14 protein-coding genes are annotated in these 13,016 nt (G+C 56.2%); 11 read left to right on the top strand and 3 right to left on the bottom strand.

The window, feature by feature from the left end:
* Positions 1 to 137 precede the first annotated feature (137 nt).
* Positions 138 to 1,559 carry a metalloprotease TldD gene (tldD, locus tag AB8B75_RS19600; RefSeq protein WP_405364512.1) on the bottom strand — a complete coding sequence of 474 codons (1,422 nt, stop codon included), beginning with the start codon at positions 1,557 to 1,559 and terminating at the stop codon, positions 138 to 140.
* 180 nt (positions 1,560 to 1,739) lie between these two features.
* Between tldD and coxB the strand changes: the two genes are divergently transcribed.
* The 11 genes from coxB (at position 1,740) to AB8B75_RS19655 (ending at position 11,635) form a co-directional block, all read left to right on the top strand.
* A complete protein-coding gene (coxB, locus tag AB8B75_RS19605) occupies positions 1,740 to 2,621 on the top strand; it encodes a cytochrome c oxidase subunit II (protein WP_405364513.1) in 882 nt (293 codons plus the stop codon).
* Between the two features lie 49 nt (positions 2,622 to 2,670).
* On the top strand, positions 2,671 to 3,615 hold the full coding sequence (gene cyoE, locus AB8B75_RS19610; protein WP_405364514.1) for a heme o synthase: 945 nt from the start codon (positions 2,671 to 2,673) through the stop codon (positions 3,613 to 3,615).
* Positions 3,612 to 3,776 carry a cytochrome C oxidase assembly protein gene (locus AB8B75_RS19615; RefSeq protein ID WP_405364515.1) on the top strand — a complete coding sequence of 55 codons (165 nt, stop codon included), beginning with the start codon at positions 3,612 to 3,614 and terminating at the stop codon, positions 3,774 to 3,776. Before cyoE ends, AB8B75_RS19615 begins: the two co-directional genes overlap by 4 nt.
* Positions 3,776 to 4,360 (top strand): cytochrome c oxidase assembly protein, encoded by a 585-nt coding sequence (locus tag AB8B75_RS19620; protein WP_405364516.1) that lies wholly within the window; start codon positions 3,776 to 3,778, stop codon positions 4,358 to 4,360. The genes AB8B75_RS19615 and AB8B75_RS19620 overlap by 1 nt, the downstream gene beginning before the upstream one ends.
* Before the next feature lie 25 nt (positions 4,361 to 4,385).
* Positions 4,386 to 5,192 carry a cytochrome c oxidase subunit 3 gene (locus AB8B75_RS19625; protein WP_405364517.1) on the top strand — a complete coding sequence of 269 codons (807 nt, stop codon included), beginning with the start codon at positions 4,386 to 4,388 and terminating at the stop codon, positions 5,190 to 5,192.
* A 93-nt stretch (positions 5,193 to 5,285) separates the two neighbouring features.
* Entirely contained in the window at positions 5,286 to 5,966 is a 681-nt protein-coding gene (locus AB8B75_RS19630) for an SURF1 family protein (protein ID WP_405364518.1), read from the top strand.
* Positions 5,967 to 5,971: 5 nt separating this feature from the next.
* A complete protein-coding gene (gene thrC, locus AB8B75_RS19635; protein WP_405364519.1) occupies positions 5,972 to 7,360 on the top strand; it encodes a threonine synthase in 1,389 nt (462 codons plus the stop codon).
* Positions 7,357 to 8,619 (top strand): M16 family metallopeptidase, encoded by a 1,263-nt coding sequence (locus tag AB8B75_RS19640; RefSeq protein ID WP_405364520.1) that lies wholly within the window; start codon positions 7,357 to 7,359, stop codon positions 8,617 to 8,619. The genes thrC and AB8B75_RS19640 overlap by 4 nt, the downstream gene beginning before the upstream one ends.
* Positions 8,619 to 9,203: a GNAT family N-acetyltransferase gene (locus AB8B75_RS19645; protein ID WP_405364521.1), complete on the top strand. Its 585-nt coding sequence runs from the start codon at positions 8,619 to 8,621 to the stop codon at positions 9,201 to 9,203. The genes AB8B75_RS19640 and AB8B75_RS19645 overlap by 1 nt, the downstream gene beginning before the upstream one ends.
* A 156-nt stretch (positions 9,204 to 9,359) precedes the next feature.
* Positions 9,360 to 10,172, top strand: a complete 813-nt coding sequence (locus AB8B75_RS19650; RefSeq protein ID WP_405364522.1) for an MBL fold metallo-hydrolase — start codon at positions 9,360 to 9,362, stop codon at positions 10,170 to 10,172.
* A gap of 41 nt (positions 10,173 to 10,213) precedes the next feature.
* Positions 10,214 to 11,635: an FAD-binding oxidoreductase gene (locus AB8B75_RS19655; RefSeq protein WP_405364523.1), complete on the top strand. Its 1,422-nt coding sequence runs from the start codon at positions 10,214 to 10,216 to the stop codon at positions 11,633 to 11,635.
* Between the two features lie 132 nt (positions 11,636 to 11,767).
* Here AB8B75_RS19655 and AB8B75_RS19660 read toward each other — a convergent pair whose 3' ends face one another.
* The gene (locus AB8B75_RS19660; RefSeq protein WP_405364525.1) at positions 11,768 to 12,298 is read right to left on the bottom strand and encodes an adenine phosphoribosyltransferase; all 531 of its coding nucleotides are present in this window, start codon (positions 12,296 to 12,298) and stop codon (positions 11,768 to 11,770) included.
* Between the two features lie 10 nt (positions 12,299 to 12,308).
* Positions 12,309 to 12,932: a LysE family translocator gene (locus AB8B75_RS19665; RefSeq protein WP_405364527.1), complete on the bottom strand. Its 624-nt coding sequence runs from the start codon at positions 12,930 to 12,932 to the stop codon at positions 12,309 to 12,311.
* Between the last annotated feature and the right edge of the window lie 84 nt (positions 12,933 to 13,016).

A 13,016-nucleotide genomic window follows, 5' to 3' on the forward strand; every position in this document is an offset into this window, starting at 1 on the left:
GAGTGGAAGAAGGATTGTGGTCCTTGTCAGTCATCCTGGGCTCCGTCCGTTGCAGAATCAGGTTTAAGGTGACTTGGTTAACAACGCATGAACAAAACCTTGCGAGATCCTCGCTAATTGTGGGGAGAGAACTGGTATCAGGACGCAGATCCTCCGACGGTAAGCCCCCCGATCATCAAGGTGGGCTGACCGACGCCTACAGGCACCCATTGTCCGGCCTTGCCGCAATTGCCCATGCCAGGATCAAGCGCCATATCATTGCCAATGCCCCTGATCTGTTGCAATGCCGTTGCGCCATCACCAATCAGGGTAGCGCCCTTGACCGGCGCGCCAATTTTGCCATTTTCCACTCGGTAGGCTTCGGTACAGCTGAACACAAATTTGCCATTGGTGATGTCAACCTGACCACAGCCAAAGCCTACAGCATAAATGCCGTGCTTCAGGTCCGCGACAATATCGGCCGGGTCGGAAGAACCGCCCAGCATATAGGTGTTGGTCATTCGTGGCATAGGCGCATGGGCATAGCTTTCGCGTCTGCCATTGCCTGTAGGCGCGACACCCATCAAGCGCGCGTTTTGACGGTCCTGCATGTATCCCACAAGTATCCCGTCTTCGATCAGTGTGTTTTTGCCGGATGGCGTTCCTTCATCGTCAATTGAGATAGATCCACGGCGATCCGGTATCGTGCCGTCATCCAGTACCGTGACGCCCTTGCTGGCGATCCGCTGGCCCATCAAACCCGCAAAGGCAGACGAGCCTTTGCGATTGAAATCGCCCTCAAGCCCATGACCAATCGCTTCGTGCAGCAAAATTCCGGGCCAACCGGGCCCCAACACAACATCCATAACGCCAGCTGGTGCGGGCACAGCTTCGAGATTCACGCAAGCAACACGTAATGCCTCGCGGGTTTTTGTCTGCCAATCCGAAGTTTCCAGCAATCCATCCAGGCCGACGCGCCCGCCCCCGCCAACCGATCCGGATTCGCGACGCCCGTCTTCCTCGACAATCACTGACACATTGACCCGGGTCATCGGGCGTATGTCGCGCAGGGATTGGCCGTCTGGGCGCAGAATCTCGATTTCCTGCAGACTAGCCGCAATCGTCGCGGAAACCTGAACAACGCGGGGGTCCAAACCTCTGGCAAATGCATCAATCTCGCGCAAGGTCTCTACCTTGACCGGAAAATCGGCACCGGCAATGGGGTCCTGGTCGGTATAAAGTTTGGTGTTGGTATGGGCCGGGGCGTCTGCAAGCGTCCCGCCGCCTTCACCGACAGCCAATCTTGCGGTTTCACAGGCACGTCGCAAAGCGGCCTCTGAGATTTCGGTGGAATGAGCATATCCTGCCACTTCGCCGCAAACAGCGCGCAAGCCAAATCCTTGTGCCGCATCATAACTGGCGGTCTTGAGCCTGCCGTCGTCGAACACCAATGCCTCAGACCGGCGCCGTTCCAAAAACAACTCGCCATCGTCAGCACCACGGGTCGCCTCGCGCAATACGCTAAGGGCCGCCTCGCGGTCCAAGTCATCTTCAAAAGGTCTAAAAGACGTGTCCGTCATCGGGTGATCCTCAAAAAAGGTAGATAAAAAACACGCATCGCGTCCCAATGACGCAAGCTGAACTCTTTATCTCATGGTCAGAATATGCTTGTAAGAGCGGAGATTACAACGGATTGGAAGCGTACTGGTGCGTTTCCTTATCCCGCGTGCAAAACAGTGATCCCAAGATCAGGACGACACATGAAACGATTTTTCACTCTCTCAAGCCTCGTGGCAGGGTTGTCGGCAACCGCGGCTCGGGCGCAGGACAACCTTGAAATCATCGGCCGCCCGGTGGATGGGAAGATGGGTTTCCAGCCTGCGGTGACCGGTTTGGCTGAAGACCTGCAGTGGCTTGATGGCATGATTCTGGTCATTATTACCCTGATCACGTTGTTTGTGACCGGGCTGATTCTCTGGGTAGCCTACCGCTACAACGCCAAACGCAACCCGACGCCCGCCAGTTTCACGCACCACACTCCGGTCGAAATCGCATGGACAGTCATTCCGATCGTGATCTTGCTCTTTATTGGCGCGTATTCCCTGCCGATCCTTTTCAACCAGCAGGAAATTCCCGAAGCCGACGTCACCATCAAAGTGACAGGGTATCAATGGTACTGGGACTATGAGTACGTGGATGACGGATTTGAATTTTCAAGCTACATGATCGGGGCTCCGGCGACGGGTGGCGAAAACATGAAATCGCCCGAAGTCATCGCGCAGCTTGAAGAAGCGGGTTACTCGGAAGAGGAATTCCTGCTTGCAACGGACACATCGGTGGTTGTGCCCGTGAACAAGACAATCGTCATGCAGGTCACCGGCGGGGATGTGATCCACGCCTGGACCATACCGGCCTTTGGGGTGAAGCAAGATGCAGTCCCCGGTCGTCTGGCAGAGCTTTGGTTCAAAGCAGAACAAGAAGGCATCTACTTCGGACAATGCTCTGAATTGTGCGGATTGAACCACAGCTATATGCCTATCACTGTGAAGGTCGTTTCTGAAGAAGCTTACGCGGCGTGGCTCGCCGAAGCCAAAGAAGAGTACGCGGGCATTCCTCAAACGCGTGTGATCGCGTCGAACTGAACCGCCGCGGAGTGGGTGCCAGCCCGCTCTTCATGCCAAAGGTGATTGAATGACGGATGTGAGCTACTCCACACCAGCTGGGGAATACGACACGCAACTGGGCGACTACTTCGCCCTGATGAAGCCACGTGTCATGTCTCTTGTGGTATTTACGGCGCTTGTGGGAATGCTGGCGGCTCCGGTTAGCGTGCATCCAGTCATCGCTTTTTCATCCATCCTTTTTGTAGCGATCGGCGCGGGCGCGTCGGGTGCCCTGAACATGTGGTGGGATGCTGACATTGACAGCGTGATGCATCGCACGGCCAAACGTCCGATACCATCAGGCCGGGTGCCAGCGGGCGAAGCTTTGTCTCTCGGCCTGGCGCTCTCCGGTCTGTCTGTTATGATGCTCGGTCTCGCCGCAAATCTTCTGGCAGCCGGGCTGCTCGCCTTTACTATTTTCTTTTATGCCGTCGTCTATTCCATGTGGCTGAAACGCTCGACACCGCAGAATATTGTCATTGGTGGCGCTGCCGGGGCCTTCCCGCCGGTTATTGGGTGGGTGATCGCGACGGGTAGCTTTTCTATCGAAGCCTGGTTGATGTTTGCACTGATTTTCATGTGGACGCCGCCGCACTTCTGGGCGCTCGCCCTTTTCATGAAGTCGGACTATAATGACGCCGACGTGCCCATGTTGACGGTCACACATGGTCGCCGGTCAACGCGCATCCACATCATTGCATACACCGTACTACTGGTGGCCCTCGCGATAGGTGCGGGTTTCACCGCAATAGGTGGACCGACCTATCTGATCGTGGCCGTGATCCTCAATGCACTGTTTTTGAAGGGTGCCTTCGATATCTGGCGTCGTGACGAAACCACAGCACAGGCAGACAAGTACAAGGTCGAGAAAAAATTCTTTCGCCTGTCCCTTTGGTATCTCTTCGCCCATTTTGGGGCGATACTTGTCGAAGCAATGCTGCGTCCCTTCGGTCTGGGAGGCTGGGGCATATGACCTTTCGTCCGGAACATGAACTTCATACGCGCCGCAAGGGGCGTAATGTGGGCGTCGGTCTCATGCTTGCGGGTTTTGTCGTGCTTGTTTTGGCGCTGACCTTCACCAAAGTTACAAACGGTGACTTCGAAATGCCAAAAGCTCAGGAGCTGACCCAATAATGGCAATGAGCGGCCCAGCAAAAACTGTTACGCAAACGATGAGCTTGGTTGTTTTCATGGGTGCTCTCGCCTGGGCCTCGGTGCCTTTCTACGACTGGTTCTGCCGGGTCACCGGCTTTGGCGGCGTGACGGGTGTCTCCGATGTAGCGCCAGATGACGTATTGGACCAGACCATCAAGATCCGTTTCGACGGATCGCTGAATAGCAACATGGCGTGGACCTTCAAACCGGTTGAACGCGAAATGGAAGTGCGTATTGGCGCGACGGGTCTCGCGTTTTACGAAGCTTACAACCCGACGAACCGTCCCATTGCAGGGTCCGCCAGTTATAATGTCACGCCCTATCAGGCCGGTGGCTTCTTCAATAAAATCCAGTGTTTCTGCTTTGAAGAGCAGGTCCTGCAACCCGGAGAACGCGTGCAGATGCCGGTGACTTTCTACGTCGATCCGGAAATTGTCGAAGATCGTGACGGAAAATATATACATACCATCACACTATCCTATACATTCTACGAAATTGACCTGCCCGAAGGCTATGCTGCTGCGCAGGCGCTCGAACAATCCTCAGACACAAGTCTGAACTGACCAACATAAGGCAAGGGACGTCGTCATGGCCCAAGAAAAGAACCACGATTATCACATTCTGAACCCCTCAATCTGGCCATTGCTGGGCGCCCTAGCGGGTTTTTTCATGCTCTTTGGCGCAGTTCTGTGGATGCAGGGCATCACTCCCTTCTTGTTCTGGGCCGGTTTTGTCGCTGTGCTCTATGTGATGTTTGGCTGGTGGTCCGAAGTCGTGCAAGAAAGCTCGATTGGGGATCACACGCCAGTCGTGCGGATCGGTCTGCGCTACGGCTTTATCCTCTTTATCATGTCAGAGGTCATGTTCTTTGCCGCATGGTTCTGGTCGTTCTTCAAACACGCAATTTACCCGATGAACGAGTACTTCGGATCCGAGTACGTGCCGCCCTATGTCTACCCTGTGGACGCTCTGCATTTGCCGTTGATCAACACGTTGGTCTTGTTGCTGTCGGGCTGTGCGGTCACTTGGGCGCACCACGCGCTGGTGCATGAAAACAACCGGAAAGACCTGATCTGGGGTTTGGCCATCAGCATCATTCTGGGCGTCGCTTTCACGGCTTTGCAGGCCTATGAGTACGCGCACCTCCTGCACGAGGGCTGGGAATTCGGTGGCGACAAATTCTATTCCAACTTTTTCATGGCCACAGGCTTCCATGGCGCCCACGTGATCATCGGGACCATTTTTCTGACAGTCTGCCTGATACGCGCCATGAAGGGTCACTTCACGCCAGAGAAGCACGTAGGTTTCGAAGCCGCGGCTTGGTATTGGCACTTCGTGGACGTGGTATGGTTGTTCTTGTTCTTTGCCGTCTACATGTGGGGCGTGCCGGGCTGATCGCCTGCTTGCAAATTCGGAATTGATCCCTACAACCCAAAGCGCGCCCCGGAAAAACGGGCGCGTTTATTCTTGTCCGGACGGTAAAACGCAATGCGCCGCCTTCTATTCCTTTTCACATTCGGGTTGGGCGGGGCTGCGATCCTGATCTCCCTCGGTGTCTGGCAGGTGCAACGGCTGGCATGGAAAGAAGCTATCATCGCGGACATCGAGGCGCGCATTGCCGCAGATCCGGTGCCGCTCCCGCAGCCGGTTGACCCACTGCGTGACGCTTACTTGCCCGTCGAAGTCACCGGGGTTCTGGGTGCCGCTTATGTGCAGGTGCTGGTGTCACAAAAGCAGATCGGCGCAGGCTATCGTATCATCCGCCCGATGATGCGCGAGGGCGGCAATATCTTGGTCGATATGGGATTTGTGACCATCGCCGACGCAGGGGCGCTAAAGTTCGAGGAAGGTCCGCCCCTGACGGTTGTCGGTAACCTGCAGTGGCCTCAGGAAACGGACAAGTTCACGCCGCCTCCCGATATGGACAAAAACATCTGGTTTGCCCGCGATGTCCAGGCCATGGCCGAGGTGCTCAACACGGACCCCGTGTTGGTCGTACGCCGGGATGCGCCGGATTTGGGCGGTCCTTTGACGCCTTTGCCGGTAGACACCGCCGTCATTCCAAACGATCACTTGCAATATGCGATTACCTGGTTCTCATTGTCCGCCATCTGGCTGGTCATGACTGCCATTTTCCTGCGCCGGAAACCCGGGGCCAACAAGAGCTGACACTCATGCGTTATATTTCCACGCGCGGCACTGCGCCTGTCCTGAATTTCGAAGAAGCGATGCTAACCGGTCTGGCGCGTGATGGCGGGCTCTATGTGCCTGAAACGATCCCGCAAATGGCCGATGCGGATATCGCCGCGCTGGAAGGGCTGAGCTACGAGGACATCGCCTATCGTGTGATGCGACCCTTTGTTGGCGATGTGTTTTCAGACGAAGAATTTGGTGAGATCATAACCCGCGCCTACGCAGGCTTTGGACACGACGCCCGCGCACCGCTCGTGCAACTCGACCAGGGACACTTCCTGTTGGAGCTTTTTCACGGTCCAACCCTGGCGTTCAAAGACTTCGCCATGCAGTTAATCGGGCAATTGTTCCAAACTGCACTGGGTCGCAAGGGCGACCGCGTGACCATCGTCGGCGCCACCTCGGGTGATACCGGGTCTGCGGCCATCGAAGCCTTTCGCGGTTTGGATAACGTGGATGTTTTCATCCTTTATCCACATGGTCGTATTTCCGAAGTGCAGCGCCGCCAAATGACCACACCCACGGAGGCGAACGTGCATGCTTTGGCGATGGAAGGGGATTTTGACGACTGTCAGGCGCGCCTGAAGGACATGTTCAATGATTTCGAGTTTCGTGACGGGGTCAGGCTTGCTGGCGTCAATTCGATCAACTGGGGCCGAGTGCTGGCGCAGGTGGTCTATTACTTTTCCGCCGCAGTGGCGCTCGGGGCACCGCACCGTCCGGTGAGTTTCACTGTCCCTACGGGCAATTTTGGGGACATCTTTGCCGGGTATATCGCAAAACGCATGGGGCTGCCCATCGACAAACTCGTTGTGGCAACCAACCAAAACGACATTCTGCACCGCTGCCTGAGCGGGCAGGGGTACCACAAAGGCGAAACCGTGCCTTCCATCAGCCCCTCAATGGACATTCAGGTCAGTTCCAATTTTGAACGCGCTCTGTTTGATGCCTATGACCGAGATGCCAATGCGATCGTGCAATTGATGAATGAACTCAAAGCCGGTGGGTTCGAGGTCAGCCAGGGCGCGATGCAGGTCCTGCAGTCGCATTACATCTCCGGGCGCGCATCGGAGAGCGAAACCATGACAACAATTGCATCAGCTTTGAGCGGCAGTGGCGAACTGCTATGCCCGCATTCGGCCATCGGCGTAAAAGTTGCCGATGAAGTGCGCGTCACGGGAACGCCGATGATCACGCTGGCCACCGCACATCCCGCGAAATTCCCTGAAGCTGTAGAAAAGGCCAGTGGACAACACCCACCCTTGCCCCCGCGCATGGCAGACCTGTATGAACGGTCGGAACGGGTGAGCCGGGTGCCAAATAATCTGGCGGCGCTTACCGCGCATATCAAAAGGCACCGAACTGCGTGACACTCAACCAACACCGCCTGCCAAATGGCTTTCGCATTGTAACCGAACAGATGCCCGGCCTGGCTTCCGCCTCCATCGGGGTTTGGGTCACCGCTGGTGCCCGACACGAGACGCCCACGCAAAACGGGATTGCGCATTTCCTCGAACATATGGCCTTCAAGGGGACAAAGCGCCGTACTGCCCTGCAGATTGCGGAGAGCATCGAAGACGTTGGCGGATATATCAACGCCTATACCAGCCGCGAGGTGACAGCATACTACGCCCGTGTCTTGCAAAACGATGTGCCGCTTGCGCTGGACGTCATCGCCGACATCTTGTTGAACCCAACACTTGAAGACGCCGAGATCGAGGTGGAGCGCGGCGTGATCTTGCATGAGATCTGCCAAGCGCTGGACACGCCTGATGACGTGATTTTCGATTGGCTGCAAGAAGAGGCCTATCCGGATCACCCCATGGGGCGCACCATTCTCGGGACCACAGAACGTGTGGCCAATTTCAGTCGTGCGGATTTGCAGGGCTTCATTCAACAACACTATGGACCGGAACAGATGATCTTGTCCGCGGCGGGCGCTGTGGACCACGATGCCATTGTTAAACTGGCCGAGACACTCTTTGGTGACATGCAGGCGACACCTGTGTTCGATGTAGACGCCGCACGCTTTCTGGGTGGCGAAAGGCGACAGACCAAGGCGTTGGAGCAGGCGCATTTTGCCTTGGCGCTGGAAAGCCCTGGATACCGGGACGACGAGATCTATACAGCTCAGATCTATGCATCGGCTTTGGGCGGGGGCATGTCGAGCCGTCTGTTTCAGGAAATACGTGAAAACCGAGGCCTGTGTTATTCGATATTTGCCCAGGCCGGAGCCTATGCCGATACCGGCATGACGACGATTTATGCGGGCACCTCCGCCGAACAATTGCCGGAGCTGACCGAAATCACCATTGACGAGATGAAGCGTGCCGCGAGCGATTTGACGCCTGCCGAAGTGGCCCGTGCCCGGGCGCAGATGAAGGCAGGATTGCTGATGGGGTTGGAGAGCCCGTCAAACCGGGCGGAACGGTTGGCGCGTCTCGTTCAGATCTGGGACCGGGTGCCAGCGCTCGACGAGACCGTTGCTTTGATCGATGCAGTGACCACCGGTGACGTGCGCGAGTTTGCAGAGAGCATGGCATCTGCATCGCCTGCAGCCTTGGCGCTCTACGGCCCTATTGAGAATGCCCCGAGCCTGGCGCAGCTACAGGCGCGTCGAGCTGCCTGATGTTGCGCGGGTTTCGCAAACTGCGCATCGAGACGGAGCGAATGACGCTGCGCCCTCCGATACATTCCGATTTTCGCGCCTGGACTGCCTTGCGGTTGCAAAGCAAGGATTATCTGACGTCCTGGGAGCCGAGTTGGGCCAAAGATCACCTGACGCGCAAGGCATTCACCAATCGGGTCTACTGGGCGCAACGGTCGGTCTCGGGTGGCACTGCTATGCCATTGTTTCTGATCCGACGTCGCGACGATGCCTTGTTAGGCGCCATAACACTGGACAATATTCGACGCGGGCCCGCCCAGGCCGGTACATTGGGATATTGGACGGGCGAGCCCTTTGCGCGCCAAGGCTATATGCAAGAAGCAATCAAAGCACTTGTGCATCATGCCTTCACTCAATTGGACCTTAGCCGGATCGAAGCTGCTTGTTTGCCTGAAAATACCGCGTCGCGCGGGTTGCTCGAAACTTCGGGTTTCAAATACGAAGGCGTGGCGCAAAGCTATCTGCAAATTGACGGGCGCTGGCGCACCCACGTCCTTTATGCCGCATTGCGTGGAGATAGGCGCGGCAAAACCGACGCAGGCTGACGCGCGTCTGCGCTATTTGCATGCCCACGGTTTTAACAGCCATAGCTGAACCGTCTTAAATTCGGGCATATGATCGTCGTGGGTTTTTACTGCTTTTGAATTTTGTCTGGGAATCTCTTGGGCTGCGCTATCTTTATGGGCAAGGAGGGGGCCAACATGATCCGCTTGATTGTTCTACTCATTGTGATGGCGCAGGCTGCGAGTGCACAGGAACGCACGCCCAGCCATTGTATCGCACTGGCGCAAAGCGCGCCGGGTCTGGAATATGTCGTACCTGCGAGCCTCGGGCCCGTCGCTTCCGAAACAGTACGCATACACTACATCGCCCATGCCAGTTTTTTGATCCGTAGCCATGGTGGCATCAATATGGTGACCGATTTTACTGGGTTCACCGGGACCACTCCCATGATCCCAGATGTGGTGACCATGAACCATGCACATGATACCCATTGGACGGCCAACCCGGACCCGGCCATACCGCATGTTCTGCCAGGATGGGGGCCATTTGGCGAGGGTGTGACGCATCACCTTGATCTCGGCGAGGTGCTCATCCGCAACGTGTCCACCGACATCCGATCCCAGTTTTCAGGTATTGAAACGAAGGGAAATTCAATCTTTGTGTTCGAATTGGCCGGCTTGTGTGTCGGACATCTGGGTCATTTGCACCATGAACCGGACGCGGAGCAATACGCAGCACTTGGCCGCCTGGACGTTGTCATGGCACCTGTGGATGGCGGCTTCACGCTGGATTTGCCGACGATGACGCGGGTGCTCAAACGTTTGAAATCCTCTGTTGTGATTCCGATGCATTGGTTCTCCCTTTTCGCGCTGGACGAATTTCTGTCGGGAATGTCTGATGAATTTGCGGTTGTTGAAGTCGGCGGACCCTCCCTAGACATCTCGTTGGACCGGTTGCCAGGGCGACCAACGGTTATGGTGTTGCGGCCTGCATGGTTGTCTGAGCCTTAGTCTGGGCTTGCATCGCCGAGCCGCGCGTTAGATCAATAACAATGAGTTTAAATTCCGCCGACACAGCTTTTGCAAATCTGCTGACTGAGCACTTGCCAGAAGGCTCTGTGTCTCAAACCGAACCGCGATATCTTGAAGAACCCCGCGGCCGCTACAACGGTCGTGACACTTTCTTGGTGCGGCCCGAAACAGTTGAACAGGTCTCTCGTGTGGTTTGCTTGGCTGCGCGCGAACGGGTCGGGGTCGTCCCCTATGGGGGCGGAACAGGGCTGGTCGGCGGGCAGGTATCCTCTGAAGGGCCTCTGCCTCTTTTGCTGTCGTTGGAACGAATGAATTCTGTCCGCGCGATGTATCCGGCGGAAAATGTCCTAATTTGTGAGGCGGGCACTATTTTGGCGGACGTGCAGTCCGCCGCAGAGAGTGTGGACCGGCTCTTTCCCCTCTCGCTGGCATCTGAGGGCTCGGCCCGTATTGGCGGCAATCTCGCAACAAATGCCGGTGGTACAGCCGTGCTGCGCTACGGGAATACCCGCGATCTGTGCCTTGGACTGGAGGCGGTTCTGCCGGATGGGCAGATTTGGCATGGGCTAAAACGCTTGCGCAAAGACAACACCGGGTATGATTTGCGCCATCTATTGATTGGCTCGGAGGGCACGCTGGGCATCATCACCGCGGCCACATTGAAACTAAGCCCGCGCCCTGCGGTCTCCGGGACGGCTATCTTCGTTGTCCCATCGCCAGAAGCGGCCTTGTCTTTGTTGGCTGTGGCACGTGACAGATTGGGCGAGATGGTTTCCGGATTTGAATTGATCAGCGGGCAGGGGCTGCGGTTTCTCAAGGAAGTCCTGCCGGATATCCGTCAACCTTTCGAAACCACGCCTGAATGGTCCGTTTTGATCGAAGTGGGCCTTGTGGTGGGCATGGATCCGCAAGCCGCATTGACCGGGGTTTTCGAAGAAGCGGCGGAACAGGGTTTTGCGCTGGATGGCGTGATTGCCCAAAGTGCCCAACAGGCAGATGATTTCTGGTCCGTACGCGAACATATTCCCGAAGCGAATAAACGCGTTGGCGCGGTGATTTCGAGCGACGTCTCCGTGCCACTGGGTCATATTCCCGAGTTCATTTCGGTTGGCAAACAGCTGATTGCCGAGGCTGGTTCATTCCGGATCAACTGCTTTGGTCACTTGGGAGACGGGAACCTGCACTACAATATATTCGCTTTGCCAGGCGAAAAAGCGTCTGACCACGCTGATAAACGTGCTCAACTTCAGTGTATTGTGCACGATCTGGCGGATCGTTTGGGCGGATCCATAAGTGCGGAACACGGTATCGGTCGTCTCAAGGTGGACGATCTGCAACGGTATGGAGACCCGGCGAAGCTTTCCGCCATGCGCGCGATAAAGTCAGCACTTGATCCAATGGGGATCATGAATCCGGGAGCGGTGTTAAAGATCACCTGTTAGACGGCGAGAAAAATCACTTGATTGCGCTCAAAGCGCTGAGGCCTTTTTTCGTTTGGTTTGGGTGCGCAGATCGATAAATTTTTGCCCGAGAAGACTGCGCCCGCTTTCGGACGTTCATGTAAGTTGTTGCAATCACAGCCCGGAATAGGCGCAGAGCGCGTTGACCTCCATGCCCATGGCTTCGAGCTTTGCACGTCCGCCCAAATCCGGCAGATCGATGATGAATGCCGTAGAGATGATTTCGCCACCGAGCCGTTCAATCAGTTTGATGCCAGCTTCGGCGGTGCCACCTGTGGCCAGAAGATCATCGACGACAAGGATTTTTTCGCCCGCCTGAATGGCGTCGTCGTGTATCTCAACGATCGCCTCGCCATATTCGAGGGTGTACTCCTGAGAGATCGTTGTACCGGGTAACTTGCCCTTTTTGCGGATTGGAACAAAACCGACCGAAAGCTGATGCGCGATGGCACCGCCAAGGATAAAACCACGGGCTTCAAGGCCTACAACCTTGTCGATCTGTAGCCCTGCGTAGGGGTGCAGCATCTGGTCGATGGCCATGCGAAATCCACGTGGGTCCGCGAAAAGCGTGGTGACATCGCGGAACATGATCCCCTCATGGGGAAAGTCGACGATGGTACGGATGTAGTCCTGGACAGTTTTCATGACGTCTCTTTCAATTGGCGCGGCGCAGGCTGGCAGTCAAAACCCCCATTCCAATCAAAGTGGCACCGCCCGCTCGGGTGATCCAGCCCAGAATGTTCGGGCGCGCGATCATCTGTCGCAACCTATCCGCCAAAAGCGCATAGGCCATGGCATTGAGACCGGCGAGTGTGACAAAAGAAACAATCAATATAGCAAACTGCGGGAGCAGAGGCGCCTCGGGTCGCAAGAACTGTGGCACAAATGCGATGAAAAATGCGATGGATTTCGGATTTAGGGCGGTCACGGCCGCCGTATGGCGAAACACACCTTGCGCGCTGATGTTTGCTGTGGGTGCTGCCAGGCCTTCTTTTGGCGCGGAGCGAAGCAGTTTGAACCCGAGCCAGATAAGGTAGAGAGCGCCGACCCATTTCAAGACCGTAAAGAGCGTCGCCGAGGCCAGGACGAGCGCGCCTAGTCCGGCCAATGAGGCGGTCATGGCAATCAAGTCGCCGACCGCGACACCCGCAGCGGAAGCCGTTGCAACGGACCGTCCTTTGGACAAGGCGTAGCTCAAAACCAGAAGTACGGTTGGTCCGGGGATGAGTAACAAAGCAGCAGAGGCCGCCATGAAGGTCAGCCAAAGGTCGAGGGGCATATCGGTATTCCTTTTTGAAGTACTGCGACAGGTCTCAGAATCAACATAAAACATCAAGGCGTGCGCATTGTGAACTGTTTCACA

Source organism: Roseobacter sp. (assembly GCF_045106495.1).
Taxonomy (GTDB): Bacteria; Pseudomonadota; Alphaproteobacteria; order Rhodobacterales; family Rhodobacteraceae; genus Roseobacter.